The sequence below is a fragment of the Klebsiella sp. KP20-425-1 genome (genome assembly GCF_025813515.1).
In the GTDB taxonomy this organism is placed as follows: domain Bacteria; phylum Pseudomonadota; class Gammaproteobacteria; order Enterobacterales; family Enterobacteriaceae; genus Klebsiella; species Klebsiella pneumoniae.
The window spans coordinates 3,396,057-3,422,610 of the sequence record NZ_CP109614.1 but is presented as its reverse complement, the minus strand read 5'-3'; the positions used below and the strand labels follow the sequence as shown (position 1 = coordinate 3,422,610).

Here is a 26,554-nt window from a genome sequence, read left to right as displayed (position 1 = left end):
TTTTGTTAAAATTTCTGCGGAGACGGCATTGGCCGCTTAAAACAATGCTGTACCTGCCACTAAAGCTGCATATTTAATATTCTTAGCCCCTATTGTTTATCTCGCTATCATCATGCTCTTGTTTGCATTCACCAATGAATGATTCAGATTGAACTCACACTGCTTTTTGTAAGCAAAATGCTGCAATTTAATGACGGTTAGTTAACGCTTTTTAGCGAAAAGATGACGTATTTCGCAGTGCTGATGCTTGTTTTTTGAGCCGGTTACCCATCGGGAGCGGACCAGGCTATTTTCTTCGGTCGTTAGCTGAAAATCACCCTGAGAGGCCGGAGCTGAGGGGATAGGGCGCTGACAGACATTCCCGGTAACATGGTTTATCATATAGAAAAGCAGGGGCTGCGCCCATGGTCATGCAGGTCACCAGGGAGTTAAGATGTTAACAAATAAGCGAGAGCGCGCCCGGCAGCAGCGAGCCGCGTTGTGGGCCACCAGAGATAATGTCCAGCGCCATGCGCTGTCCATGAGTATGCCCTGGCTGGCCTTTGTCAATATCGCTTTTGCGTTAATGATTTTCTTCCGCAATTTTATCTTTACCTATTTTGATAAGAGGCTACTGACGCACCGGGCGGTTATTCCTTATATCGAAGCGGCGTTGATTGCGGTTATTATCATTTCGGCCATTTTAGTGATTATTGCCCTCACGCCGCGACTGGCGCAGGGACGATATACGTTGAATATCATCACCGGGCTGCTGCTGGCGCTCAGTCTGTGCTGGTCCCTGAGTAATTATTGTTTTATTTTTTTCTGGACCTTGCCCTTTGCCTGGCCGCTGCTGGTGATATTAATGACTACCGGCCTCACCGCGCTGTATCACCATTGGCCCGGCATAACCGCTTTTATGCTGCCGCTATGGGTGACCGCCTTGCTGGCGGGAATACAGCTCCACTATCACACCGAGATCCGCTTTTTGATCCTCTGGGCCATTTTTACCGCGATTTTGCTGTATGGCCGACGTATTTTGCAGCGCTGGTATGACGAAGCCTGGGATACCCACCAGGAGAATATGCAGCTTATTCAGCGGCTGGAAAGTATCGCCAACCAGGATGCCTTAACCGGAACCGCTAACCGTCGGGCGCTCAATGCTTACCTGGCGGCGATCTGGCAGCAAAAAACGCCGTTGGCGCTGATGATGATCGATGTCGATTATTTTAAGCGCTATAACGATCGCTATGGCCATCAGGCTGGTGATGAGTGCTTATCTTCTGTCGCGCAGGTGCTTAAAATGGCGGTCCGGGCTGAGGGCGATCTGGTGGCTCGCTACGGCGGCGAAGAGTTTGTCGTCGTGTTGCCCGGGGTGTCCTTAGCGCATGCCACCGCTATTGCCGAGCGTATTCAGCAGAAGATCCGCGAGGCAGGCCTACCGCACGCCGCTTCGGCGGTGGCGTCGGAGGTCACCGTGAGTATCGGGATCGTCGCCTCCGATGGCACGGTCCCGATAGAGACGCTGATCGCCCGGGCGGACAGTGCGCTGTATCAGGCGAAAAATAAAGGACGTAATCAATGGTCTTATTAACCCGGAGACGCTGCCGGGCAAGGGAGAAGGGATGAAACGGATGATGCGGATCGTGCTGCTGGCGCTGCTGCTAACCGGCTGCGCTGGGGAAAAGGGCATTATCGATCGCGACGGATACCAGCTGGACACCCGTCATCCGGCGCAGGCTGCCTATCCGCGAATAAAGGTGTTAGTGATCCACTATACGGCTGACAATTTTGATGTCTCGCTGGCCACGTTGACCGATAAAGAGGTCAGCTCCCACTATTTAATTCCTGAACAGCCCCCGCGTTATCAGCATAAACCGCGGATCTGGCAGCTGGTGCCGGAAGAGGATTTAGCCTGGCACGCCGGGGTAAGCTACTGGCGCGGCAGTACGCGCATTAACGATACCTCCATTGGCATTGAGCTGGAGAACCGCGGCTGGCAGAAGACGGCGGGCGTCAAAAGTTTTACCCCCTTTCATCCGGAACAGATTGCGGCTCTGATCCCGCTGGCGCGCGATATCATCGCCCGCTACCACATCGCGCCGCAGAATGTGGTCGCCCATGCGGATATCGCCCCGCAGCGCAAAGACGATCCGGGGCCGTTATTCCCCTGGCAACAGCTGGCGCAGCAGGGGATCGGCGCCTGGCCTGACGAGCAACGGGTGGCCTTTTATCTCAACGGGCGGCCGGCCAGCGAGCCAGTGGACCCCGAAATCGTACTGGATTTGCTCTCGCGCTATGGCTATCAGGTGACGCCGGAGATGACCCCCGCGCAGAAGAAGCGGGTGATTATCGCCTTCCAGATGCACTTCCGTCCGCAGCGCTGGGATGGGGTAGCGGATGCGCAAACCGAAGCGATAGCCGAGGCGCTGTTAGAAAAATATGGCCAGGGTTAGCGGTGTAGTTTACCGTGGTCGCGAAGCCAGGCGGCGGTGCGCACGATGCCGTCGTCAAGCGTCACCACCGGCTGATAGCCCAGCTCGTCCTGCGCGCGGGTGATATCGAGCGTAAAATCAAAGTTAAGCTTGGAGACGCCGTAGTGGGTAAACGCGGGTTCTTTGGCGGTTTTATCGCCAAAGCGCTCCATGCTGCGGGCGATAATATCCAGCATCGGATAGGGAACTGAGCGGATCCGGCATTTGATGCCGAGCTCGTCGATCAATTTCTGCACGATGCTCCGCAAGGTGCGCGGTTCGCCGTTGCTGATATTCCACGCGCGGGCGGAGGGAAGATGATCGCAGGCCGGCTGGCTCGCCAGCCACATCGCATGTACGGCGTTTTCATAATAGGTCATGTCGACCAGCGCGCTGCCGCCGCGCGGGAGCAGGACGCTGCCATAATGCTGCATCATTTGCGCCAGCCGGGGGATAAAGACTTTGTCGTGCGGCCCAAACAGGCTCTGCGGCCGCAGAATGGTAAAACGGGTATGCGGGTTAGCCTGCGCCAGCAGGTTGATCACCTCCTCGCTGGCCGCCTTGCTGCGGGCAAACTCGTTGGCGAAGCGGTGTGGACGGAAATCTTCCTGGATATCACGATGATGGTGATAATCAAAATAGAGCGATGGCGAAGAGATATGGACGAAATTGCGCACTCCCCATGCCACTGACCATTCGCCCAGACGACGGGTGGCGCGGACGTTAGCGAGATCGAAAGCCTGCTGAGTGCCCCATGGCGAGGTAAAGCTGGAGCAGTGCCATAGGGTATCGATACCGGCGAGCATCACTTTAGCCTGCGAAGAGACCAGCTCGGTTAAATCTGCCGGGATGAATTCCGCCCCCATTTTGCTCAGAAGCTTGCCCATCGCTTCGTTGCGCCCGGTCGCTCGCACGCTGATGCCCTTGTTGCGCAGATATTCCACTGCGTTGCGGCCTAATCCGCTGGTCGCACCGGTAACCAGTACCTTCATATCACTCTACTGTCCCAGAAAAGAATTTCGTGCGCATTTTTCCGTGATTCTCCCGACTATGCAATGAGAATCATGAAAGAATAACGCTTATCCTTCGACTCTGCCTGAGATTTGTTCGGCCAGCCGGGCGATGCGTTGCGCCATACCGCGGAAAATAAACAGGTGCGCCGGGATCATCAGCAGCCAGTAGATCAGGCCTGGCATACCGTGCGGGTGCCACCAGGCGCGCACGTCCAGTTCACGACGATCGCCTTTATCGTTAATGGTAAAGCTTAATCGGCCCAGCCCGGGCGCTTTCATACCGAATAGCAGGGTGAGCTGTTTTTCTTCCTCCACGATAATTACCTTCCAGCTGTCGACCGTATCGCCGGTTTGCAGATAAGCGCGCTGCGGCCGCCCTTTGGCCAGCCGGTGGCCGACCAGCAGATCCATCGCGCCGCGGGTTTTCCACAGCAGATTGCCGAAAAAATACCCCTCTTCCCCGCCGATTTGGTTAACGACCTGCCACAGGGCCTGGCGGCTTGCCTGAGTGGCGACGGTGCAACCTGCCTGCTTCGGATAGTAGCCGTACTCCGGTCGCCAGCGGGCGAAAGCCTGAGCGTCGTAGCCCCAGTCGCTGGAGTTTACTAACTGCTCTTCTTCTTTCAGCGTGCGGCGAACCGCCTGATCGAAGGGGATCAGCGTTTGCGGGATCAGCGCCCGCAGCGCCCGATCGTCAGCGATTAGATCGTGCTTCAGCCCCTGAATCAGCGCCTTGGCGATGGTCGGCGGCACCGAGGTGATGACATTGAGGAACCACACCGAGATCCAGCGCGTCGGCAGGGGAATGGGAATGAGCGGGCGATGTTTACCGCTGACGGCCATAAAGCGAATGAACTGCTGCTGATAGCTTAACACCTCCGGACCGGCGGCTTCGAAGACGCGGTGCATGTCGGAGGGATGATTCAGCAGCTCAACCAGGTCAACGAGCAGGTTTTCCAGCGCGACAGGGGTGGTACGCGAACGTACCCAGCGCGGAGGGGTTAGCACCGGCAGGTTATAAACCATGTCGCGCATCACCTCGAAGGCGGCGGAGCCGGCGCCGACGATAATCCCGGCCCGCAGCTCGGTCACCGGCACGCCCGACTCACGCAGGAGATCGCCGGTAATCTGACGAGCGCGCAGATGGTCGGACTGCTCCTGCGCCGGGGCCTGCAGCGAACTGAGAAATATCACCTGGCGCACTGATGACTGACGCAGGGCATCGCGCACATACGTCGCCACCCGCCGCTCATGGGCGATAAAATCACCGCCTTCGCCCATGCCGTGGACCAGATAATAAAGGGTATCGATACCGGTGAGTAGCGCAGGCAGGTCCTGCGGCTGATTGAGATCGACTGACCGGCAGGTAACGCCGGGCAAAGCGAGTTTTTGCAATCGGTCGATATGGCGTGCCGCCGCCAGCACCGGATAGCCCCGCGCGCTTAATGCGCGCACTAAATGCTGGCCAATATAGCCGCTGGCGCCGAGCACCAGAACTGATTGCGACACGCCTGACTCCTTAGCGTTGTAAAAAAGCCTGCCAGTGGGCGACCACCTCGCTCAGCTGCTGACGGTTGACATCCAGGTGAGTGACCAGACGGACAACAGGCGAGGCGTTAATCAATACCCCCTGCGCCTGCATAAACTTGCCGAGCGCCGGGGCCTGCTCTTCGCCGACGCGAACGAACAGCATGTTGGTATCGTGACGGGTGACGTCGGCGCCGATAGCGCGCAGCTGCTCCGCCATCCACGCGGCGTTGTCATGATCCTCCTGCAGGCGCTGCACGTTATTTTTCAGCGCGTACAGCCCGGCGGCGGCCAGGATGCCCGCCTGGCGCATCCCGCCGCCGACCATTTTCCGCCAGCGGACGGCGCGGCGAATGTACGCCTCGCTGCCGAGCAGCAGCGAGCCTACCGGAGCGCCAAGCCCCTTTGACAGGCAGACGGTGAAGGAGTCGCAGTATTGGGCGATATCGCGTAACTCGCAGCCGTAGGCCACCACGGCGTTAAAGATGCGTGCGCCGTCGACGTGCAGCGCCAGATTGCGCTGGCGGGTAAACGCCCAGGCTTCCTGCAGATAGTCGCGCGGCAGCACCTTACCGTTATGGGTGTTTTCCAGGCTCAGCAGGCGGGTGGGGGCAAAATGGATATCGTCGGGTTTGATTTTCGCCGCCACTTTATCCAGCGGCAGCGAACCATCCGCCGCGGCGTCGATCGGCTGCGGCTGAATACTGCCGAGGACCGCCGCGCCGCCGGCTTCGTACAGATAGTTATGCGCCCCCTGGCCGACGATATACTCTTCGCCGCGCTGGCAATGGCTGAGCAGGCCAACGAGGTTGGCCTGGGTGCCAGTGGGTAGAAATAGCGCCGCTTCTTTGCCGGCCAGGTCGGCGGCATAGCGCTGCAGTTCATTGACGGTAGGGTCGCCGCCATACACATCGTCCCCGACCGGGGCGGCCATCATGGCCTCCAGCATGGCGCGCCCGGGACGGGTAACGGTATCACTGCGTAAATCGATCACGGCTTTTCCTTGGTCTGCTTCAACGTATTGCTTCTGTTTTACCTGAGCCAGTTGGTTTTCGCCAGTTCGATGACCTCATCGCCGCGCCCGCTGATGATCGCCCGCAGCATATACAGGCTAAAGCCTTTGGCCTGCTCCAGCTTGATCTGCGGCGGGATCGCCAGTTCCTCTTTGGCGACGACGACGTCGACCAGCACCGGACCGTCGGTGCGGAAGGCGGTCTGCAGCGCTTCATCCACCTCGGAGGCTTTTTCAACGCGTATACCTTTGATACCGCAGGCCTCAGCGATGCGGGCGAAGTTGGTATCGTGGAGCTCCGTACCGTCGGTGAGATAGCCCCCGGCCTTCATTTCCATCGCCACGAAGCCCAGCACGCTGTTGTTAAAGATGACAATCTTCACCGGCAGCTTCATCTGCGCCAGCGACAGAAAATCGCCCATCAGCATGCTGAACCCGCCGTCGCCGCACATGGCCACTACCTGCCGCTCCGGCGCAGTGGCCTTGGCGCCGATGGCCTGCGGCATGGCGTTGGCCATTGAGCCGTGGTTGAACGAGCCCAGCAGGCGGCGTTTACCATTCATTTTGAGATAGCGTGCCGCCCAGACGGTCGGGGTGCCGACATCGCAGGTGAAAATGGCATCTTCATCGGCAAAATGACTGATCTGCTGCGCCAGATATTGCGGGTGAATGGCTTTATCGCTGGGTTTAGCCAGATCGTCGAGCCCTTTTCGCGCGTCGCGATAGTGCTCCAGCGCCTTATCGAGGAAGTGGCGATCGGTTTTCTCTTCCAGCAGCGGCAGCAGCGCCTTCAGCGTCGATTTAATATCGCCCACCAGCGCCATGTCGACCTTACTGTGTGCGCCGATGCTGCCGGGGTTGATGTCGATCTGGATAATTTTCGCGTCGGTTGGGTAGAAGGCGCGATAGGGGAACTGGGTGCCCAGCAGGATCAGGGTATCGGCGTTCATCATGGTGTGGAAGCCAGAAGAGAAGCCAATCAGCCCGGTCATGCCCACATCGTACGGGTTGTCGTACTCCACGTGCTCTTTGCCGCGCAGGGCGTGGACGATGGGGGCTTTAATTTTGGCTGCGAACTCTACCAGTTCCTGGTGGGCGCCGGCGCAACCGCTGCCGCACATGAGCGCGATATTGCTGGAGTAGCGAATAAGCTGCGCCAGCTTGCGCAGCTCTTCTTCCGCCGGGGTGACCGTCGGCAGCGGCGCATGATACCAGTGGCTGCTGGCGCTTTCCGGGGCGGCCTTCAGCGCCACATCGCCGGGTAGCACCACCACCGAGACGCCGCGGTTAATCACTGCCTTACGCATCGCCACTGCCAGCACCTGCGGGATCTGCTCCGGCGTGGAGACCAGTTCGCAGTAATGGCTGCACTCGCGGAACAGCTCCTGAGGATGGGTTTCCTGAAAATAGCCGCTGCCGATTTCGCTGGATGGGATGTGGGCGGCGATGGCCAGCACCGGGACATGGTTGCGATGACAGTCAAACAAACCGTTAATCAGGTGCAGGTTGCCCGGTCCGCAGGAGCCGGCGCAGACCGCCAGCTCGCCGGTCAGCTGCGCTTCCGCGCCAGCGGCGAAAGCGGCGACCTCTTCGTGCCGGGTGGGCATCCAGTCGATGGTGCCCATGCGGTTAAGGCTATCGCTCAATCCATTGAGGGAATCTCCGGTGACGCCCCAGATACGTTTCACGCCGGCCTGTTCCAGCGTTTTGGCAATGTATGCCGCCACGGTCTGTTTCATGATCTCCATCTCCTTTTTTTGATAACGCCTTCAAGCTTAGATGAAACTGACCGCAATGTAACCGATTACCCCTGATTTTTTGCTGGTTTTATTCCTCTCCGGCTGCGCATACTCTGGAAGTACACAGGATGCAAAACAGGATGCACATCAAATGGTTAAAGGATTGTTAAACACAGTAAATCGCAGGCTGTCGCATGATGACGCCGGTAAACTCTTGTTACGACTTGCCGTCGGCGGCTTAATGCTTTTCCATGGAATCCATAAGCTGATAGATGGTGTGGATGGCATTAGCGGGATGCTGGCGGCGCAGGGATTGCCCGGGTTTATCGCCTACGGTGTGCTGGTGGGGGAAGTGGTCGCTCCCTGCTTGTTAATTCTCGGCGTCCTGACCCGCCCGGCGGCGTTGGTGCTGGCGTTCACCATGGTGGTGGCGTGGCTGATGGTCGGCTTAGATAAGACGTTTGCGCTTGATACGGTGGGAGCGTGGGCCATTGAGAATCTGGTCTATTTCTTTGTTGGCGCACTGGCGATTGCGCTACTCGGCGCGGGGCGTTATTCGCTGGCCGGTCAGTCGGCCTGGCGGTAAAAATGCCTCATTCGTCCTGGGGCGTAAAGTCGATACTGTTGGCGATTTGCAATTTTTTCAGTCCGGGAAAGCGTTTATCTCATGTCGCCTGAGCGTTTATTGTCGCCAGGGATTTTCCCGGAGGCGGCGCATTGCGCCTTCTCCGGGCTACCAAATCGCACAGCGCGGTAGCCCCGGTAAGCGGTAGCGCCACCGGGGATTTTGACCTCAGGCGAGAACCAGATCGCTCTGCGGATGACAGGAGCAGGCCAGCACATAGCCGTCGGCGATTTCGGCGTCGGTCAGCGTCATGGTGCTGGTGACGCTGTACTTCCCGGAAACCACTTTGGTTTTGCAGCAGCCGCAGACGCCGGCGCGGCAGGCGACGGTCACCGGCACTTTATTGCTCTCCAGCGCGTCGAGCAGCGTGGTGCCCACCGGCGCGTAAAACTCGCGCGCCGGCTGCAGTTTAGTAAATTTCAGCCCGCTGGTGGCGGCCTCAGCCACCGGGGTGAAGAATTTTTCCTTAAAGAAGCGGGTGACGCCCAGGGCGGCAACATCCTGCTCGACCTTCTCCATATAAGGCGCCGGGCCGCAGGTCATCACGGTGCGGCTGGCTAAATCCGGCACGCTCTGCAGCAGCTCCCGGGTCAGACGGCCGGCGACAAAACCGTGCGTCGCGTTGTGCTCCGCTACCAGGGTGACCGGGTAGTTGCGCCACTCTTCGGCAAAGATTACATCTTCCGGCGAACGCACGTTATAAATCACCTGTACGTCGGCCTGCGGTCGATGCTTAGCCAGCCAGCGGCGCATCGCCATGATCGGTGTCACGCCGCAACCGGCGGCCAGCAGCAGGAATTTATCTTCCGCTTTATCGTCGCAGGTAAACTCGCCCATCGCATCGGACAGCCAAAGGTAATCGCCGCGTTTGACCTCGCGGGTCAACCACTGCGAACCCGTACCCTCGTCAATACGGCGAACGGTCAGCGTAATGTATTCGCTGACCCCCGGCGTCGAGGAGAGGGTATAGGCGCGCAGCGTTTCCGCCGAGTTACGCACGCTAACCAGAGCGTACTGGCCAGCGCGGTACGGATAGTAATCGTGGCACAGCAGCGAAAGGGTCCACACGTCCGGGGTTTCCTGGTGAATGTGGTGAACCTGCATCCGCCACGGGCACTGGGAGGTTGGCATAGTCATCAGGGACTCCTTAAGCGCTCAGCAGCTGCTGCATATCTTGTTCCACGGTGGTCACGGAACGCAGACCAAACTTCTCATTGAGGACCGCCAGCAGATCCGGGGTGAAGAAACCAGGCGCCGTCGGACCGGTGACGATGTTTTTCACACCCAGCGACAGTAGCGTCAGCAGGATGACGATCGCTTTCTGTTCGAACCAGGAGAGCACCAGCGACAGTGGCAGATCGTTGACGCCACAGCCCAGTTTCTCCGCCAGCGTGACCGCCAGAATAATCGCCGAGTAAGCGTCATTACACTGCCCGGCGTCGACCAGGCGCGGCAGCCCTTCGATATCGCCAAAGTCCAGTTTGTTGAAGCGGTATTTGCCACAGGCCAGGGTCAGGATCAGGCAGTCATCCGGCACGCTGGTGGCGAAATCGGTGAAGTAGTTACGCTCCCCGCGGGCGCCGTCGCAGCCGCCGACGAGGAAGATATGGCGCAGTTTTTCACGACTGACCAGATCGATCAGCGTATCCGCCGCGCCAAGCAGGGTCTGACGGCCAAAGCCGACGGTGATCAGATGCGGGATTTCGCTGTACGGGAAGCCCGCCATCTGCTGCGCCTGGGCAATGACCGGGGAGAAGTCTTCACCTTCCAGATGGTTCACACCCGGCCAGCCGACGATGCTGCGAGTCCAGATGCGGTCGTCGTAGGCGCCGACGGTCGGGTCGATGATGCAGTTAGAGGTCATCACGATGGGGCCCGGGAAGCGGGCGAACTCCACCTGCTGGTTTTGCCAGCCGCTGCCGTAGTTGCCAATCAGATGTTTGAATTTACGCAGCTCCGGATAGCCGTGAGCCGGCAGCATTTCGCCATGAGTATAGACGTTGACGCCGGTGCCTTCCGTCTGCTCCAGCAGGTTATACAGATCCTTCAGATCGTGGCCGGAGATCAGGATGCACTTCCCTTCGGTGGCTTTAACGTTGACCTGAGTCGGCGTCGGATGGCCGTATTTGGTCGTTTCACCGGCGTCGAGGATGCTCATCACTTTGAAGTTCATCTGGCCGATTTCCATCGAACATTCGAGCAGCGCATTCATATCCGCAGGCCAGGTGCCCAGCCATGCCATGATTTTATGGTACTGGGCATAGATAGCGTTGTCGTACTGGCCGAGCACGTGGGCGTGCTCCATATAGGCCGCCGCACCCTTCAGACCGTACAGGCACAGCAGGCGCAGACCGAGAATATTTTCGCCGATGGCGGCTTTATCTTTATTCGGGGTATAGTCCGCCGCCTGACGCTGCAGCTCGCCCAGATCGTCGCTGACCAGCTGCAGGTCGGCGACCGGGCTGTCGACCGCGGCGCTGGCATCGATCGCTAGGCATTGCGCTTTCAGCGCCTCACGCAGGGCAATTGCCTGGCGGGCGTAGCCGACGATGCGCGGGGAATCGAAGTTAACGTTAGTCAGGGTGGAGAAGAAGGCGCGGGGGGCAAAGCTGTCGACCTGATGATCGATAATGCCATATTCGCGCGCTTTAAGCGCCCAGGCGGACAGGCCTTGCAGTGACGCAATCAGCAGATCCTGCAGGTCCGAGGTTTCCGCTGTTTTACCGCACATCCCCTGCGCGTAAGAGCAGCCGTTGCCGGCTGGGGTACGAATGGTTTGTTCACATTGCACACAAAACATAGTCACACCTTTAAAGTTATATTTGATATACATGTTTAAGGTTATGCCGCGCGGCAACGGGTGAAAAGGTATTTCTAAGACAACTTAAAGGGAGATTGATTTAGCGCAAATTTGGCGGCAGGAGGGCTGCCGCCAGCGGGTGCTCAGGCGGTAAAAAAGGCGATCAGGATCGGGACCAGCAAACTAAGCAGAAAACCGTGCACGATGGCGGCAGGGACGATTTCGACGCCGCCGGAACGCTGCAGTACCGGTAAGGTGAAGTCCATCGAGGTGGCGCCGCATAGCCCCAGCGCCGTGGAGCGGCTGCGGCGAATAAGGCCCGGAATTAACATGATGGCCACCAGCTCGCGACAGAGATCGTTAAAGAACGCCGCGCTACCGATGACCGGGCCAAAGGATTCGGTGAGTAAAATACCGGAGAGCGAATACCAGCCGAAACCGCTGGCCATTGCCAGACCGGTCTTTAACGGCAGACCGAGAATAAAGGCGTTAAGTATCCCGCCGAGTAATGAACTGGCCGTAACCACCACGGCGACGATCATTCCCCGGCGGTTAAGGACTATTTGTCGCAGACTCATTCCATTATTGCGTAATTGGATACCAACGAGGAACAGGAGAAAAATCAACGTATATTCGCTGGCTTCTGTCGCGTGCTGTAAAAAAGGCAGTCTGGTCAGACCGAGCAGAAAACCGAGCACGACCACACCGCACAGCTGCAGCGATTCCAGGGCCATGGCCAGGCGCGAGGGTAATTTCTCCTGACGATGCTGACTGCGCCATGGCATTTTACTTTCCAGCCACAGCAGGGCGGCGATATTACACAGTAAAATGATAACCACGCTCACCGCGGCGTAATGCAATATTGCCAGCAGGTTGCTGGCCAGATTGTCGAGGAACGCCAGGCTGATACCCATAAAAAAAAGGATTACATAGACAATCCAGCTGAGCATGCGGTTTATCAGCTTTAGCGCGGAGGAGTGACGAAGAGGCAGTAAATAGCCGACGACCAGCGGCAACAGAATAATAAAGAGTCCCGAAAACATGAACGATGCAGCCCTTGCATGATGAGAATAGCGCCCATGACACTACCCAAATCACCGGGCCGAGTAAAGCTGTCGCCAGAAAGAAAAAGCCCGGAGACCCGGGCTTTGAAAAGCGTTAATCGCGTTTTTCCAGCAGGGTGCGATACAGCACGCCGCCGAGGATCCCACCGACGATTGGCATGACCCAGAACAGCCACAGCTGCTGCAGCGCCCAGCCGCCCTGGAAAATTGCCACCGCGGTGCTGCGCGCCGGGTTGACCGAGGTATTGGTGACTGGAATGCTGATCAAATGGATGAGGGTCAGCGCCAGGCCGATGGCGATGGGGGCAAAGCCCGCCGGCGCATGTTTATCGGTCGCGCCATGAATAACCAGCAGGAAGCCGCAGGTCAGGACAATTTCAATGACGATAGCCGACAGCATGGAGAAGCCGCCCGGGGAGTGTTCGCCATAGCCGTTGGAGGCGAAGCCGCTGGCGGCGGCATCAAAGCCGGCTTTACCGCTGGCAACCACGTACAGCACCGCCGCGGCAATAATTCCGCCGACCACCTGAGCGATAATATAGCCAATGACCTCTTTTGCCGGAAAACGGCCGCCGGCCCACAGGCCTAAGGTGACCGCCGGGTTGAAATGCCCCCCGGAAATATGGCCGACCGCAAACGCCATGGTTAATACCGTTAAGCCAAATGCCAGCGCGACGCCGGCAAAACCAATACCCAGCTCGGGGAAAGCCGCGGCGAGCACGGCGCTACCGCAGCCGCCAAATACAAGCCAGAAGGTGCCGAAGCATTCGGCTGCTAATTTTCTGAACATAACCACCTCAATTAAATTGTTTACGCGCACGAGCGGACCGTGCCGGTCTTTATTTATCGTGATAAGGGATGACGATAAAAATAAAGCGGCGTTATTCTAGAGATAATCGCCATCCCGGAGCCAGTTAAATATATTGATATTATTTGATTTAGGGCAAGGTGAGTGGATTCCTTTTGCCAGTTTAGCCTTTCCTTTATCCATGGAAGATTATCAATAGTGTAGATCATAACGCCTGAAATAAAACTATTTTGTTTGATGAATAATCAACGGCCGGTAATAGGCGATAAGTGAGTAATTTTATGAATATATTTAATCCGCTGAATATGAGCCACGGATGCGATTAAGCAGAGTGTCATCTTGCCTCCGCCCTCGCTATACTGTTGATTACTGAAGGAGAGTGGTGGTGTAGCGGAGGGGATATGCTTCTTGAGCGCGTAGAAATCGTCGGTTTTCGCGGTATCAATCGTTTGTCGTTGATGCTGGAGCAAAATAACGTCCTGATCGGGGAGAACGCGTGGGGGAAGTCCAGTCTGCTTGATGCGCTGACCCTGCTTTTGTCGCCGGAGTTCGATCTTTATCACTTTGTTCGCGATGATTTCTGGTTTCCCCCGGGCGACATCCAGGGGCGCGAACACCATTTGCATATTATCCTGACCTTCCGCGAAACGGAGCCAGGCCGCCATCGGGTCCGGCGTTTCCGTCCGCTTCAGCGCTGCTGGGTGCCTTGCGATGACGGGTATCACCGGGTGTTCTATCGCCTGGAGGGCGAGCTCGCCGAAGATGACAGCGTGATGACCCTGCGGAGCTTTATCGATGGTGAAGGCGAAGCGTTGGTGCTGGAGGAGATTGATGAGCTGGCCCGACACCTGGTGCGTTTGATGCCGGTGCTGCGCCTGCGCGATGCGCGCTTTATGCGCCGCATCCATAACGGGACGGTACCGCACTCGCCGCAGATAGAGATCACCGCCCGTCAGCTGGATTTTCTCTCCCGCGAACTGGTCAGCCATCCGCAAAATTTATCGGACGGTCAGATCCGTCAGGGGCTATCGGCCATGGTGCAACTGCTTGAGCATTACTTTGCCGAGCAAAGCAGCGCTCAGACGCGGCATCGCCTGATGCGGCGGCGCTCCCATGATGAACAGCGCAGTTGGCGTTATCTGGATATTATCAACCGGATGATCGACAAGCCCGGCGGGCGCAGCCATCGGGTGATCCTGCTGGGGCTTTTTGCCACCCTCCTGCAGGCGAAAGGGACGGTGCGCCTCGATCGCGACGCGCGACCGCTGCTGTTGATTGAAGATCCCGAGACCCGTCTGCATCCGATCATGCTTTCCGTCGCCTGGCACCTGCTGAATTTGTTGCCGCTGCAGCGTGTGACCACCACCAACTCCGGAGAGCTGCTGTCCCTGACGCCGGTAGAGCAGGTCTGCCGGCTGGTGCGTGAGTCGACGCGGGTATCGGCGTGGCGGTTGGGGCCGGGCGGAATGAATGCCGAAGAGAGCCGGCGCATTGCTTTTCACATCCGCTTCAATCGCGCCTCATCGCTCTTCGCCCGCTGCTGGTTGCTGGTGGAGGGAGAGACGGAAACCTGGGTTATCAACGAACTGGCCCGGCAGTGCGGTCATCATTTTGATGCTGAAGGGGTTAAGGTGATCGAGTTCGCCCAGTCCGGCCTGAAGCCATTGATCAAATTTGCCCGCCGGATGGGGATCCAGTGGCACGTGCTGGTGGACGGCGATGAGGCGGGGAAAAAATATGCCGCGACGGTACGAGGTCTGCTCAATAACGATCGCGAGCTGGAGCGCGACCATCTGACCAGTCTGCCGGCGCTGGATATGGAACACTTTATGTATCGTCAGGGATTTGATGACGTTTATCATCGGGTGGCGCAGATCCCGGATAATGTCCCGATGAATATGCGGCGGGTGATCACCAAAGCCATCCATCGCTCATCCAAGCCGGACCTGGCGATTGAGGTGGCGATGGAGGCCGGCCGCCGTGGCGTGGACGCTGTGCCGACGCTGCTGAAGAAAATGTTCTCACGGGTGCTGTGGCTAGCCCGCGGTCGTGCCGATTAATCTCACCGCCGTCGTCATTTACGGCGGCACAAAGCTCTCCGGCAGCTAAACAAAACCTCATTGACGCGAAAAATGGGTGTCCTGTTGCCAACGGGTTTCGATAGAATCACCGCCTGGAGCGGCAGGGAAACAGCAGGAATCGGAATATGAAAGTGAAGGGAAAACGCAGGACCGTCTGGTGGCTGTTGGCGATCGTTGTGCTGGGGCTGGCTATCTGGGGATGGCGGATCCTCAATGCGCCGCTGCCGAACTACCAGACGCTGGTAGTTCGCAAAGGGGATCTTCAGCAGAGCGTGCTGGCCACCGGCAAACTGGATGCCCTGCGAAAAGTTGACGTCGGCGCCCAGGTCAGCGGACAGCTGAAAACGCTGCACGTCAATATTGGCGATAAGGTTAAAAAAGATCAGTTGCTGGGGGTTATCGATCCGGAGCAGGCGCAAAACCAGATTAAAGAGGTGGAAGCGACGCTCATGGAGCTGCGCGCCCAGCTCAATCAGGCGCGCGCGGAGAGCAAACTGGCGCAAGTGACTCTGGCCCGTCAGCAGCAGCTGGCGCAGCGCCAGCTGGTCTCGCGGCAGGACCTTGATACCGCGGCCACCGATTTGGCGGTGAAACAGGCGCAGATCGGCACTATTGAAGCGCAAATAAAGCGTAACCAGGCGACGCTCGATACGGCGAAGACCAACCTCGATTACACGCGGATCCTGGCGCCGATGGCCGGCGAAGTGACGCAAATTACCACCCTGCAGGGACAGACAGTGATCGCCGCCCAGCAGGCGCCTAACATTCTGACGCTGGCGGATCTCAGCACCATGCTGGTTAAAGCGCAGGTCTCTGAAGCGGATGTCATCCACCTCAGACCGGGGCAAAAAGCGTGGTTTACCGTGCTGGGCGACCCGCTTACCCGTTATGAAGGTAAACTGAAAGACATTCTGCCGACGCCGGAAAAAGTGAATGACGCCATCTTCTATTATGCCCGCTTCGAGGTACCGAACCCGCAGGGGATCCTGCGCCTCGACATGACCGCGCAGGTGCACATTCAGCTGGCTGAGGTGAAGAACGTGATTACTATCCCGCTGAGCGCCCTGGGCGACGCGGTAGGCGATAACCGCTACCACGTTCGACTGTTGCGCACCGGTGAGGTCAAAGAGCGTGAGGTTATCATTGGCGCCCGCAATGATACCGACGTCGCAGTGGTGCAAGGTCTGGAAGAGGGCGACGAAGTGATCGTCGGCGAGAGCGCGAGCGGGGCGGCAAAATGACGGCGCTGCTTGAGCTGCGAGATATACGTCGCAGCTATCCTTCCGGCGACGGCAGCGTTGAGGTCCTGAAGGGGATCACCCTCAGCATCCATGCGGGTGAGATGGTGGCGATCGTCGGGGCCTCCGGCTCGGGAAAATCGACGCTGATGAATATCCTTGGCTGCCTCGACAAACCCACCAGCGGCACCTATCGGGTGGCGGGAAGCGATATCGCGCAGCTGGATGGCGATGCGCTGGCCCGTCTGCGGCGGGAACACTTTGGCTTTATCTTTCAACGCTACCATTTGCTGTCCCATCTGACCGCCGCGCAGAATGTCGAAGTGCCGGCGGTGTATGCCGGCAGTGAACGGCGCGCGCGCCTGGCGCGCGCTCATGAGCTGCTGGTGCGGCTGGGGCTGGGCGAGCGCGCCGACTATCAACCGTCACAGTTGTCCGGCGGTCAGCAGCAGCGGGTCAGTATCGCCCGCGCCCTGATGAATGGCGGGGAGGTGATCCTCGCTGATGAACCGACCGGCGCGCTGGACAGCCATTCCGGCGAAGAGGTGATGGCGATCCTGCACCAGCTAAAAGCGCAGGGGCACACGGTCATCATTGTGACCCACGATCCGCAGGTCGCCGCTCAGGCGGAGCGGATCGTCGAGATCCGCGATGGCGAGATCGTCCGCAACCCGCCCGCCAGTCGCCAGGGCGGCGGACTGCGCGCCCGTCCGCAGGCGGAGCCTTCGGCGTGGCGTCAGTTTACCAGCGGCTTTCGCGAAGCGCTGGTGATGGCCTGGCGAGCGATGGCGGCGAATAAAATGCGTACCCTGCTTACCATGCTCGGGATTATTATCGGTATTGCCTCGGTGGTGTCGATCGTGGTGGTGGGGGATGCCGCCAAGCAGATGGTGCTGGCGGATATTCGCGCCATCGGCACCAATACCATTGATGTGTATCCTGGTAAGGATTTTGGCGACGACGACCCGCGCTATCAGCAGGCGCTGAAGTATGACGATTTGCTGGCGATCCAGAAGCAGCCGTGGGTGCGCTCCGCCACGCCGGCGGTTTCAAAAAGCCTGCGCCTGCGCGCCAACAATATTGACGTTGCCGCCAGTGCGGAGGGGGTCGGTCCACAGTATTTTAATGTCTACGGCATGACCTTTAGCGAAGGCAATACCTTCAATGAACTGCAGCTCAACAGTCGGGCACAGGTGGTAGTGCTCGACAGCAATACCCGTCGGCAGCTGTTTCCCAATAAAGCGAAAGTGGTGGGAGAGGTGATTCTGGTGGGCAATATGCCGGCCACGGTGATTGGCGTTGCGGATGAAAAACAGTCGATGTTCGGCAGCAGCAAAATTCTCCGCGTCTGGTTGCCCTACACCACCATGGCGGGAAGAGTAATGGGCCAGTCGTGGCTGAACTCCATCACTGTGCGCGTTCATGAAGGCTACGACAGTGAAACCGCAGAGAAACAGCTGCTGCGTCTGCTGGAGCTGCGGCATGGTAAAAAAGATGTATTCACCTGGAATATGGACAGCGTCTTGAAAACCGCCGAAAGGACCACACATACCTTACAGCTGTTCCTGACATTGGTGGCGGTGATTGCCCTGGTGGTCGGCGGGATTGGCGTAATGAATATTATGCTGGTGTCGGTGACCGAACGAACCCGGGAGATCGGCATTCGCATGGCGGTTGGCGCCCGGGCCAGCGATGTGCTGCAGCAGTTTCTCATTGAAGCGGTGCTGGTTTGCCTGGTCGGTGGCGCGCTGGGCGTAGCATTGTCGCTGATGATCGCCTTTATTTTACAGCTGTTTCTCCCCGGCTGGGAGATTGGTTTTTCTCCGCTGGCGCTGCTGACGGCGTTTCTCTGTTCGACGCTGACCGGGGTGCTGTTTGGTTGGCTGCCTGCGCGCAACGCGGCGCGGCTCGATCCGGTGGATGCCCTGGCGCGAGAATAGGCGGGGCGAGAAATAAAAATGCCAGTCAGAAGGACTGGCATTTTATTAGCAGGATGTACACAATGAAGCAAAAGAGTTATGCAGCCGTTTCCGCTTCCACAGGGACGATCACGCTGGCGTGATTGCCTTTTGGCCCCTGGTGAACATCAAACCGAACGGCTTGTCCGGCTTTTAGCGTTCTGTAACCATCCATCTGGATGGTGGAGTAATGGGCGAAAATGTCTTCGCCGCCGCCCTCAGGGCAGATAAAACCGAACCCTTTGGCATTGTTGAACCACTTAACAGTACCCATTTCCATACTTCGACATCCTTCGTAAATCTTTATTAGTAAGATGGAATGAACCGGTGGTGGAGTGACGAGTTGTTCAATTGCTCGCCAACTCTCGCCACTACAATTTAGAGAAATACGAAAACGCGTCAAGCGATTGAGGAGGGGGAACGGCGAAAAATGCGTCAAAATTTGAAGCAGTTAACGCTATTGCCGGGGAATGTGACAGCCGTCGCGGATAGAAGCGATAGATGATAGTTATCTATGATCTATTGTAGATTTGTGATGAGCATAACCTCTGGTCATCGACAGGCCTCCGCCTGTTGGCAACAGCAACCGATGATGAACACTGACGATGAGTAAGAGAGATTGGCTGGACTTCGAGCACCTGGTTGACGACGAAGTTCGTGATGCGATTAAACCGCCATCTATGTATAAAGTGATATTGGTCAATGATGACTACACTCCGATGGAGTTTGTTATTGACGTGTTACAAAAATTCTTTTCTTATGATGTTGAACGTGCAACGCAACTGATGCTCACGGTTCACTATGAAGGTAAGGCGATTTGTGGCGTGTTTACCGCGGAAGTGGCGGAGACCAAAGTCGCTATGGTGAATCAGTACGCGAGGGAGAACGAGCATCCATTGCTGTGTACGCTGGAAAAAGCCTGAATACAGGCATGAAAATTGGGGGAGGTGCCTATGCTCAATCAAGAACTGGAACTCAGTTTAAATATGGCTTTCGCCAGAGCGCGCGAGCACCGTCATGAGTTTATGACCGTCGAGCACTTGCTGCTGGCTCTGCTAAGCAACCCCTCGGCCCGTGAGGCCCTGGAAGCGTGTTCAGTGGACCTGGTGGCATTGCGTCAGGAACTTGAAGCCTTCATCGAACAAACCACACCCGTTCTGCCAGCCACGGAAGAAGAGCGCGACACCCAGCCGACGCTAAGCTTCCAGCGTGTGCTGCAGCGCGCCGTCTTCCACGTACAATCTTCTGGCCGCAGCGAAGTGACCGGCGCCAACGTGCTGGTGGCGATTTTCAGCGAGCAGGAGTCGCAGGCCGCCTACCTGCTGCGTAAACATGAAGTGAGCCGTCTTGATGTGGTGAACTTCATTTCTCATGGTACACGCAAAGACGAGCCGAGCCAGTCTTCCGATAACAGCGGAAGCCAGCCTGGCAATGAAGAGCAAGCCGGCGGGGAGGAACGTATGGAAAACTTCACCACCAACCTCAATCAGCTTGCTCGCGTCGGCGGTATTGATCCCCTGATCGGCCGTGAAAAAGAGCTGGAGCGCGCGATTCAGGTCCTGTGCCGTCGGCGGAAAAATAACCCGCTGCTGGTGGGGGAATCCGGCGTCGGTAAAACCGCGATCGCCGAAGGCCTTGCCTGGCGTATTGTGCAGGGCGATGTGCCGGAAGTGATGGCCGACTGCACTATCTACTCGCTCGACATTGGCTCTTTGCTGGCAGGGACCAAATATCGTGGCGATTTTGAAAAACGCTTCAAAGCGTTGCTCAAACAGCTGGAGCAGGATACAAACAGCATCCTGTTTATTGATGAAATCCACACCATTATCGGTGCGGGGGCGGCGTCTGGCGGCCAGGTCGATGCGGCTAACCTGATCAAACCGCTGCTTTCCAGCGGCAAGATCCGGGTGATCGGCTCCACCACTTACCAGGAGTTCAGCAACATCTTTGAAAAAGATCGTGCGCTGGCCCGCCGTTTCCAGAAGATCGATATTACCGAACCGTCGGTGGAAGAGACGGTCCAGATTATCAACGGCCTGAAGCCGAAGTACGAAGCGCACCATGATGTGCGTTATACCGCCAAAGCGGTGCGTGCGGCGGTAGAACTGGCGGTGAAATACATTAACGATCGTCATCTGCCGGATAAGGCGATTGACGTCATTGACGAAGCGGGCGCGCGGGCGCGCTTAATGCCGGTCAGCAAGCGTAAGAAAACGGTTAACGTGGCGGATATCGAATCAGTGGTGGCGCGCATTGCGCGGATCCCTGAGAAGAGCGTCTCCCGCAGCGATCGCGACACGCTGAAAAACCTGGGCGACCGTCTGAAAATGCTGGTCTTTGGACAGGATAAAGCCATCGAGGCGCTGACCGAGGCTATTAAAATGGCGCGCGCCGGGCTGGGCCATGAGCACAAGCCGGTGGGATCGTTCCTGTTCGCCGGGCCGACCGGGGTCGGGAAAACCGAAGTGACCGTCCAGCTGGCGAAGGCGTTAGGGATTGAGCTGCTGCGCTTTGACATGTCCGAATATATGGAACGTCATACCGTCAGCCGTTTGATCGGGGCGCCTCCGGGCTACGTCGGCTTCGATCAGGGCGGGCTGCTGACCGATGCGGTGATTAAACATCCGCACGCGGTATTGCTGCTTGATGAGATCGAAAAAGCGCATCCGGACGTGTTCAACCTGCTGCTGCAGGTGATGGATAACGGGACGCTGACCGATAATAACGGCCGTAAAGCGGACTTCCGCAACGTGGTGCTGGTGATGACCACCAACGCCGGGGTGCGGGAAACCGAGCGTAAATCGATTGGCCTTATTCAGCAGGACAACAGTCCGGATGCGATGGATGAGATCAAAAAGATCTTTACGCCGGAGTTCCGTAACCGCCTCGACAACATCATCTGGTTCGATCATTTGTCTACCACGGTGATCCATCAGGTTGTCGACAAGTTTATCGTCGAGCTGCAGGTCCAGCTGGACCAGAAAGGCGTCTCCCTGGAAGTGAGTCAGGAAGCGCGCGACTGGCTGGCGACGAAAGGCTACGATCGGGCGATGGGGGCACGTCCAATGGGACGCGTCATTCAGGACAACCTGAAAAAACCGCTGGCGAACGAACTGCTGTTTGGCTCGCTGGTCGACGGTGGTCAGGTCACTGTCTCTCTGGACAGCGACAAAAATACGCTGACTTACGACTTCCAGAGCGCGCCGAAGCACAAACCGGAAGCGGCCCACTAAGGCGATATCTTCAATGTAAAAAAACCGGCCAGGGGCCGGTTTTTTTTTTGCTGACGGCAGAAATGAAAAGACCGGGAATTATCCCGGCCTTCAGCATCTGACGCCTTAAGGGCGAAAACAATCAGCGACTACGGAAGACAATGCGGCCTTTGCTCAGGTCGTACGGGGTCAGCTCAACAGTCACTTTGTCGCCCGTCAGAATGCGGATGTAGTTTTTACGCATTTTACCGGAGATATGCGCGGTTACCACGTGACCGTTTTCCAGTTCTACGCGGAACATAGTGTTAGGCAACGTTTCAAGTACGGTGCCCTGCATTTCAATATTGTCTTCTTTGGCCATCTAGTCCTCTGGGGTATCACTACCGTAGTTTTGAACCGGCAAGATAATGCCGAAGTTCATCATGTAAGTAAAGTTTTACGTATCTACCCTGAATCATTCACCTTGCCGCAAGGCGCATAGTCAGCGCAGCGGCTACGGAAATATGACGGGTATGAATCGCCGAAGTAGTTTTGGCGCATTGCCCGGGACACACACGGCCATGCCGCGTGACAGGCGCAAACGTAAAGGGGAGTGACAGAACGATGGGCGTTATCTGACTCTTATTATTCCCAAACGGCGGCGGGGCAACAGGCAGAAGCTACTCTACCGCGCAATTATACCATCCTGACGCAAAATGTGCTGAAAACATTTTATTATCCGCCAGGAAATAGCACCCGCGGCACCCAAAATCGCTCGGGCAGTCGGTAGCCGCGTAATACCGACAGATAGTCCAGATAATCGCGGCGGGGAATATCCACTGCGCCTAATGACGCGGTATGGTTGTTCAGTACCTGGCAGTCAATTAATTTACCGCCGCTGTGCGCAAAGTCCTGGCAAAATACCAGCAGCGCGGTTTTGGAGGCATTTTCCGCCCGGCTAAACATCGATTCGCCGCAAAACAGCGCTCCCTGCGCTACGCCGTACATTCCTCCCACCAGGGTATTCTCCTGCCAGACTTCAATGGAGTGGGCATGACCCAGCTCATGCAGCTGGTGATAGGCGCGAACGATACTGCTGGTTATCCAGGTGCCTTCGTCACGATCGCTGGCGCAGCCCTCAATCACTTCGCCAAAGGCGTGGTTGAGCGTGACCCGGTAGGGCGAACGCTGATGAAAGCGCTTCATGCTGCGGCTGAGATGGAATTGCTCTGGCCAAAGTACCGCCCGGGGGTCGGGCGACCACCAGAGGATCGGGTCGCCAGGGGAAAACCAGGGGAAAATACCACGCTGATAGGCCATCAGCAGCCGCGCGGGGCTCAGATCGCCGCCGAGCGCCAGCAGGCCATTAGGTTCTCGCAAGGCGCCTTCCGGAGAGGGGAAGGCGATAGAGTGCCGGGAGAGCTGAACCAGACGCATTTTAACCTCAATACGCATCAGCAAAAATTAGATAATAGAATAGCCTACAGACGCTGTTTAAACTGGAAGTACCGGCCCTGTTTAGCGAGCAGCTCCGCGTGACTACCTTGCTCAATTATCTGGCCGTTGTCCATGACTATTATCTGATTAAAACCCGCCAGGCCCCGCAGGCGATGGGTCACCATCAGCACGGTTTTGTCGCGCATGACATCTGCCAACAGATGCAGGATCTGGCTTTCGGTGGCCGCATCCAGACCTTCTGTCGGTTCATCGAGCAGCATCAGCGGCGCATCGTGGAGCAGCGCGCGGGCAATGGCCAGTCGGCGCAGTTCGCCGCCGGAGAGCTGACGCCCGCCTTCGCCCAGCCAGCCGTTAAGACCACCATCTTGCAGCAGTTTTTCGAGGCCCACCTTCTCAAGGGTAGCGCTGAGATGAGCGTCATCCGCTTCAGGCGCCGCCAGCAGCAGGTTGTCGCGCAGGGTGGCGCTGAACAGGTGCACGCGCTGCGGCACTACGCTCATTGCCTGCCGCAGAGTGGCTTCGCTGAGGTCGGAGAGCGGCTGATTGTTGAGCAGAATCTCTCCCTGTGACGGGTCCCAGGCGCGGGTAAGCAACTGCAACAGCGTCGATTTTCCGCAGCCGGTCCGGCCAAGAATGGCGATGTGCTCTCCGGCGGCAATCTGCAGGGAAATATTCTCCAGGGCAGGGGAGGGCTGCTGAGGATAGCGGAAGGTGACCTCCCGAAGCGTTAGGGCCACCTGCGCTGGCGGACTGGCTTCATCTTCGACAAAGGTGACCTCCGGCTGCTGGTCGGTAATCTGCGAGATCCGCCGCGCGGAGGCGATCACCTGGCCTAAATGCTGGAAAGCGCCAGTGACTGGCGCCAGGGCTTCAAAAGCCGCCAGCGCGCAGAATACGAATAGCGCGATCAGCGCCCCGGGCTGACTATTGCCGCCGACGCCGTCTGAGGCCAGCCAGAGCATGGCCACCACGGCGATGCCACCGATTAACAGCATTACCGCCTGCGAAAGCGCGGTCAGCTCGGCCTGGCGCCGCTGTGCATCCTGCCAGCTCAGCTCGGTCTTTTCCATTTGTGCGCGGTAGCGGTCGCTGGCGTTAAATACCATCAGCTCCGCCTGGCCCTGTAGCCAGGCGGTGAGCTGTTGGCGATACTGGCCGCGCAGCTGCGTCATAATTTCGCCGGCTGGCTTACCTGCGCGATAGAACAGCGGCGGCATAACCAGCAGGGTCGCCAGCATGATACCGCCGAGCGTCAGCGCGAGGGGGACGTCGAGCAGACTTAATCCGCAGGTGACGACCACAATCACCACCAGCGCGCCGACCAGCGGCGAAATGACCCGCAGGTAGAGATGATCCAGGGTGTCAACGTCGGCTACCACCCGGTTGAGCAGCTCACCCTGGCGAAAGCGCGCCAGCCCCGCCGGAGAGAGGGGAAGCAGTTTGCTGAAGGTGAAAACGCGCAGGTGCTGCAGCACGCGAAAGGTAGCGTCGTGGCTGACCAGGCGCTCAAAGTAGCGCCCGGCGGTACGGATAATTGCCGCGCCGCGAACGCCCGCGGCAGGCAGCATATAGTTAAAACTGTAGATCCCGGCGACGCCCACCACCGCTGAAGCGGAGAGGAACCAGCCGGAGAGCGTCAGCAGGCCGATGCTGGCCAGCAGGGTCACAATGGCCAGCACGACGCCAAGCAGCAGCATCCATTTATGGCGCTTATAGAGCGCCAGATAGGGTAAAAGTGCGCGCATTTAAATCTCCTCCTGACGATGGGCCAGCAGCGCCGAGAAGACCCCACCAGCACGGGCCAGCGTGGCGTAGTCGCCTTGTTCGATAATCTGTCCGTCCTGCATCACCCAGACGTCGTCCCAGTCGGCCAGCCCCTCGAGCTGATGGGTGACCAGCAGCGTGGTTTGCTCACTGGAGGCGTGGATCAGGGCCTGCATGACTCGCTGTTCGCTATGGGCGTCAAGGCTGGCGGCAGGTTCATCCAGCAGCAGCAGGCGGCACGGCACCAACAGCGCGCGGGCGACCGCGATACGCTGCGCCTGGCCTACCGACAGACGCCCCGCCTGATCGCCTACGGCGGTATGGATCCCCTGCGGCAGCAGGGCGATAAACTCGCTGACCCAGGCCTTGTCCAGCGCCAGCCTAAGCTGTGCTTCGCTAGCTTCGGGCCACGCCAGCAGCACGTTTTCCCGCAGCGTGGCGGCAGGTAACTGCGGATTCTGTCCTACCCAGCTCAGCAGGCGGCGCCAGCGCTCAGCGTCCAGCTCGCGCAGCTCTACGCCGTTGACCATCAGCGACCCCTCATAGGGCAGAAAGCCGAGCAGTGTATTCAGCAAAGAGCTTTTCCCGGATCCGCTCTGGCCGACCAGCACCACGCGAGCGCCGGCGGGCAGCGCAAAATTAAGCGGCCCCGCCAGAACTTTACCTTCCGGAGATTTGATCACCAGGTCGCGCGCTTCCACGCTAATCAGATCGTTGTCATTTAACGTTTTCTCGCCACGCTCTACCTGGGTCAGCGGCGTTTCCATAAACGTTTTCAGGCTGTCTGCGGCGCCCACGGCCTGAGCTTTGGCATGGTAGAAGGTACCCAGGTCACGTAACGGCTGGAAAAATTCCGGGGCGAGGATCAGCGTCAGGAATCCCGCCATCAGCGTGACGCCCGCGCCATAGTGGCCGAAGTTCAGCTCGCCAAGGTAAGAAAAGCCAAAATACACCGCTACCAGCGCAATGGAGAGGGAGGTGAAAAACTCCAGAACCCCGGAGGAGAGGAAGGCCAGACGCAGGACTTCCATGGTGCGTTGGCGAAAATCCTGCGAAGCGTCGCGAATATTATCGGTTTCTGCCTGACCGCGATGAAAAATACGCAGGGTTTCCATGCCGCGCAGGCGGTCGAGGAAGTGGCCGCTGAGGCGGGCCAGCGCCTGGAAGTTACGCCGGTTGGCGTCGGCGGCGCCCATCCCGACCAGCGCCATGAAAAGCGGGATCAGCGGGGCGGTGCCGAGAAGGATCAGCGCGGCGGCCCAGTTAATCGGAAAAATAGTAATAACGATCAGCAGCGGTACGCAGGCCGCCAGCGTCATCTGGGGCAGGTAGCGGGCATAATAGTCGTGCATGTCGTCGATTTGCTCAAGAATAAGCGTTGCCCAGCTGCCGGCCGGTTTGCCCTGGATCCACGCCGGGCCTGCCTGCTGGAGGCGGTCAAGAACCTGGCGGCGAATTTCATAGCGAATATGCTGCCCGGCCTGAAAGCCGACCCGCTCACGCAGCCAGACCACCCAGGCGCGTAGTATAAAGATCAGCACCAGCAGCGTGAGCGGCAGCAGCAGGGCGGTCGCTGGAATATTCTCCATTACCATCCGGTGCAGGATCCGCGCCAGGAACCAGGCCTGCGCCACGATCAGCAGACCGCTCGCCACGCCAAGCAGGCGGGAAATCATCAACCAGCGACGGGAGATAATGCTTTGCTGTTTTAACCAGCGGGTTAACTCTTGTTGACGGGTTTTATTCATTGCGCGCTTTGCAGGTGTCGTTATCGGAGTATTGGGCACGGCAATGTTACATCGCAGCAAAAATAAAGGCGACTT

21 protein-coding genes are annotated in these 26,554 nt (G+C 58.0%); 8 read left to right on the top strand and 13 right to left on the bottom strand.

Annotated elements, in window-relative coordinates:
* The first annotated feature begins 433 nt into the window (after positions 1-433).
* On the top strand, positions 434-1,573 hold the full coding sequence (locus tag OHJ17_RS16890) for a GGDEF domain-containing protein (protein ID WP_004176708.1): 1,140 nt from the start codon (positions 434-436) through the stop codon (positions 1,571-1,573).
* A gap of 31 nt (positions 1,574-1,604) precedes the next feature.
* Complete coding sequence (locus OHJ17_RS16885) at positions 1,605-2,435, top strand: N-acetylmuramoyl-L-alanine amidase (RefSeq protein WP_004209681.1); 831 nt, start codon at positions 1,605-1,607, stop codon at positions 2,433-2,435.
* Here OHJ17_RS16885 and OHJ17_RS16880 read toward each other — a convergent pair.
* From OHJ17_RS16880 to poxB, 4 genes are all read right to left on the bottom strand, one after another.
* A complete protein-coding gene (locus OHJ17_RS16880; protein WP_002896399.1) occupies positions 2,432-3,445 on the bottom strand; it encodes an NAD-dependent epimerase/dehydratase family protein in 1,014 nt (337 codons plus the stop codon). The two genes, OHJ17_RS16885 and OHJ17_RS16880, sit on opposite strands and share 4 nt — an antisense overlap.
* Positions 3,446-3,532: 87 nt before the next feature.
* The gene (locus OHJ17_RS16875; RefSeq protein ID WP_004183514.1) at positions 3,533-4,975 is read right to left on the bottom strand and encodes an SDR family oxidoreductase; all 1,443 of its coding nucleotides are present in this window, start codon (positions 4,973-4,975) and stop codon (positions 3,533-3,535) included.
* A gap of 10 nt (positions 4,976-4,985) precedes the next feature.
* Positions 4,986-5,987, bottom strand: a complete 1,002-nt coding sequence (ltaE, locus tag OHJ17_RS16870) for a low-specificity L-threonine aldolase (RefSeq protein ID WP_267302435.1) — start codon at positions 5,985-5,987, stop codon at positions 4,986-4,988.
* Between the two features lie 38 nt (positions 5,988-6,025).
* Positions 6,026-7,744 (bottom strand): ubiquinone-dependent pyruvate dehydrogenase, encoded by a 1,719-nt coding sequence (gene poxB, locus OHJ17_RS16865; protein WP_004176700.1) that lies wholly within the window; start codon positions 7,742-7,744, stop codon positions 6,026-6,028.
* 151 nt (positions 7,745-7,895) lie between these two features.
* Here poxB and OHJ17_RS16860 point away from each other — a divergent pair, with 151 nt between their 5' ends.
* Complete coding sequence (locus OHJ17_RS16860; RefSeq protein ID WP_004179154.1) at positions 7,896-8,330, top strand: DoxX family protein; 435 nt, start codon at positions 7,896-7,898, stop codon at positions 8,328-8,330.
* A 207-nt stretch (positions 8,331-8,537) separates the two neighbouring features.
* Here OHJ17_RS16860 and hcr read toward each other — a convergent pair whose 3' ends face one another.
* The 4 genes from hcr to aqpZ form a co-directional block, all read right to left on the bottom strand.
* Complete coding sequence (gene hcr / locus OHJ17_RS16855) at positions 8,538-9,506, bottom strand: NADH oxidoreductase (RefSeq protein ID WP_004147771.1); 969 nt, start codon at positions 9,504-9,506, stop codon at positions 8,538-8,540.
* A 10-nt stretch (positions 9,507-9,516) separates the two neighbouring features.
* On the bottom strand, positions 9,517-11,169 hold the full coding sequence (gene hcp / locus OHJ17_RS16850; RefSeq protein ID WP_004183528.1) for a hydroxylamine reductase: 1,653 nt from the start codon (positions 11,167-11,169) through the stop codon (positions 9,517-9,519).
* A gap of 143 nt (positions 11,170-11,312) precedes the next feature.
* Positions 11,313-12,212, bottom strand: coding sequence for a LysO family transporter (locus tag OHJ17_RS16845; protein WP_032432848.1), 900 nt, complete (start codon positions 12,210-12,212; stop codon positions 11,313-11,315).
* 115 nt (positions 12,213-12,327) lie between these two features.
* The gene (aqpZ, locus tag OHJ17_RS16840; protein WP_002896434.1) at positions 12,328-13,023 is read right to left on the bottom strand and encodes an aquaporin Z; all 696 of its coding nucleotides are present in this window, start codon (positions 13,021-13,023) and stop codon (positions 12,328-12,330) included.
* A 419-nt stretch (positions 13,024-13,442) separates the two neighbouring features.
* On the opposite strand from aqpZ, the gene OHJ17_RS16835 reads away from it, so the two are divergent.
* The 3 genes from OHJ17_RS16835 to macB all read left to right on the top strand — a co-directional run bounded on the left by OHJ17_RS16835 (position 13,443) and on the right by macB (position 18,300).
* Positions 13,443-15,101 carry an ATP-dependent endonuclease gene (locus tag OHJ17_RS16835; protein ID WP_004176693.1) on the top strand — a complete coding sequence of 553 codons (1,659 nt, stop codon included), beginning with the start codon at positions 13,443-13,445 and terminating at the stop codon, positions 15,099-15,101.
* A gap of 146 nt (positions 15,102-15,247) precedes the next feature.
* Positions 15,248-16,363, top strand: coding sequence for a macrolide transporter subunit MacA (macA, locus tag OHJ17_RS16830; RefSeq protein ID WP_002896440.1), 1,116 nt, complete (start codon positions 15,248-15,250; stop codon positions 16,361-16,363).
* Positions 16,360-18,300, top strand: a complete 1,941-nt coding sequence (gene macB / locus OHJ17_RS16825) for a macrolide ABC transporter ATP-binding protein/permease MacB (RefSeq protein ID WP_004209695.1) — start codon at positions 16,360-16,362, stop codon at positions 18,298-18,300. The genes macA and macB overlap by 4 nt, the downstream gene beginning before the upstream one ends.
* A gap of 76 nt (positions 18,301-18,376) precedes the next feature.
* Here macB and cspD read toward each other — a convergent pair whose 3' ends face one another.
* Positions 18,377-18,598 (bottom strand): cold shock-like protein CspD, encoded by a 222-nt coding sequence (gene cspD, locus OHJ17_RS16820; protein ID WP_002896516.1) that lies wholly within the window; start codon positions 18,596-18,598, stop codon positions 18,377-18,379.
* Positions 18,599-18,923: 325 nt separating this feature from the next.
* Here cspD and clpS point away from each other — a divergent pair, with 325 nt between their 5' ends.
* Both clpS and clpA read left to right on the top strand, forming a co-directional pair.
* Positions 18,924-19,241 carry an ATP-dependent Clp protease adapter ClpS gene (gene clpS / locus OHJ17_RS16815; RefSeq protein WP_002896520.1) on the top strand — a complete coding sequence of 106 codons (318 nt, stop codon included), beginning with the start codon at positions 18,924-18,926 and terminating at the stop codon, positions 19,239-19,241.
* Positions 19,242-19,271: 30 nt separating this feature from the next.
* Complete coding sequence (gene clpA, locus OHJ17_RS16810; RefSeq protein ID WP_002896522.1) at positions 19,272-21,551, top strand: ATP-dependent Clp protease ATP-binding subunit ClpA; 2,280 nt, start codon at positions 19,272-19,274, stop codon at positions 21,549-21,551.
* Positions 21,552-21,672: 121 nt separating this feature from the next.
* Here the strand turns inward: clpA and infA are convergent, their stop codons facing one another.
* From infA to cydD, 4 genes are all read right to left on the bottom strand, one after another.
* Positions 21,673-21,891, bottom strand: coding sequence for a translation initiation factor IF-1 (gene infA / locus OHJ17_RS16805; protein WP_001040187.1), 219 nt, complete (start codon positions 21,889-21,891; stop codon positions 21,673-21,675).
* Between the two features lie 353 nt (positions 21,892-22,244).
* Complete coding sequence (gene aat, locus OHJ17_RS16800; RefSeq protein WP_002898014.1) at positions 22,245-22,946, bottom strand: leucyl/phenylalanyl-tRNA--protein transferase; 702 nt, start codon at positions 22,944-22,946, stop codon at positions 22,245-22,247.
* Between the two features lie 44 nt (positions 22,947-22,990).
* Entirely contained in the window at positions 22,991-24,712 is a 1,722-nt protein-coding gene (gene cydC, locus OHJ17_RS16795; protein ID WP_032432850.1) for a heme ABC transporter ATP-binding protein/permease CydC, read from the bottom strand.
* The gene (gene cydD / locus OHJ17_RS16790; RefSeq protein ID WP_032432852.1) at positions 24,713-26,479 is read right to left on the bottom strand and encodes a heme ABC transporter permease/ATP-binding protein CydD; all 1,767 of its coding nucleotides are present in this window, start codon (positions 26,477-26,479) and stop codon (positions 24,713-24,715) included. It abuts the gene before it with no gap.
* Positions 26,480-26,554 lie beyond the last annotated feature (75 nt).

What these genes read in the sequence shown, in the direction of transcription:
- OHJ17_RS16860 (WP_004179154.1), top strand. Translation starts at nt 7,896, where the DNA reads ATGGTTAAAGGATTGTTAAACACAGTAAATCGCAGGCTGTCGCATGAT.
- aat (WP_002898014.1), bottom strand. Translation starts at nt 22,946, where the DNA reads ATGCGTCTGGTTCAGCTCTCCCGGCACTCTATCGCCTTCCCCTCTCCG.
- clpS (WP_002896520.1), top strand. Translation starts at nt 18,924, where the DNA reads ATGAGTAAGAGAGATTGGCTGGACTTCGAGCACCTGGTTGACGACGAA.
- OHJ17_RS16845 (WP_032432848.1), bottom strand. Translation starts at nt 12,212, where the DNA reads ATGTTTTCGGGACTCTTTATTATTCTGTTGCCGCTGGTCGTCGGCTAT.
- cydD (WP_032432852.1), bottom strand. Translation starts at nt 26,479, where the DNA reads ATGAATAAAACCCGTCAACAAGAGTTAACCCGCTGGTTAAAACAGCAA.
- aqpZ (WP_002896434.1), bottom strand. Translation starts at nt 13,023, where the DNA reads ATGTTCAGAAAATTAGCAGCCGAATGCTTCGGCACCTTCTGGCTTGTA.
- poxB (WP_004176700.1), bottom strand. Translation starts at nt 7,744, where the DNA reads ATGAAACAGACCGTGGCGGCATACATTGCCAAAACGCTGGAACAGGCC.
- OHJ17_RS16885 (WP_004209681.1), top strand. Translation starts at nt 1,605, where the DNA reads ATGAAACGGATGATGCGGATCGTGCTGCTGGCGCTGCTGCTAACCGGC.
- OHJ17_RS16835 (WP_004176693.1), top strand. Translation starts at nt 13,443, where the DNA reads ATGCTTCTTGAGCGCGTAGAAATCGTCGGTTTTCGCGGTATCAATCGT.
- hcp (WP_004183528.1), bottom strand. Translation starts at nt 11,169, where the DNA reads ATGTTTTGTGTGCAATGTGAACAAACCATTCGTACCCCAGCCGGCAAC.
- cspD (WP_002896516.1), bottom strand. Translation starts at nt 18,598, where the DNA reads ATGGAAATGGGTACTGTTAAGTGGTTCAACAATGCCAAAGGGTTCGGT.
- clpA (WP_002896522.1), top strand. Translation starts at nt 19,272, where the DNA reads ATGCTCAATCAAGAACTGGAACTCAGTTTAAATATGGCTTTCGCCAGA.
- macB (WP_004209695.1), top strand. Translation starts at nt 16,360, where the DNA reads ATGACGGCGCTGCTTGAGCTGCGAGATATACGTCGCAGCTATCCTTCC.
- hcr (WP_004147771.1), bottom strand. Translation starts at nt 9,506, where the DNA reads ATGACTATGCCAACCTCCCAGTGCCCGTGGCGGATGCAGGTTCACCAC.
- macA (WP_002896440.1), top strand. Translation starts at nt 15,248, where the DNA reads ATGAAAGTGAAGGGAAAACGCAGGACCGTCTGGTGGCTGTTGGCGATC.
- OHJ17_RS16890 (WP_004176708.1), top strand. Translation starts at nt 434, where the DNA reads ATGTTAACAAATAAGCGAGAGCGCGCCCGGCAGCAGCGAGCCGCGTTG.
- infA (WP_001040187.1), bottom strand. Translation starts at nt 21,891, where the DNA reads ATGGCCAAAGAAGACAATATTGAAATGCAGGGCACCGTACTTGAAACG.
- OHJ17_RS16880 (WP_002896399.1), bottom strand. Translation starts at nt 3,445, where the DNA reads ATGAAGGTACTGGTTACCGGTGCGACCAGCGGATTAGGCCGCAACGCA.
- cydC (WP_032432850.1), bottom strand. Translation starts at nt 24,712, where the DNA reads ATGCGCGCACTTTTACCCTATCTGGCGCTCTATAAGCGCCATAAATGG.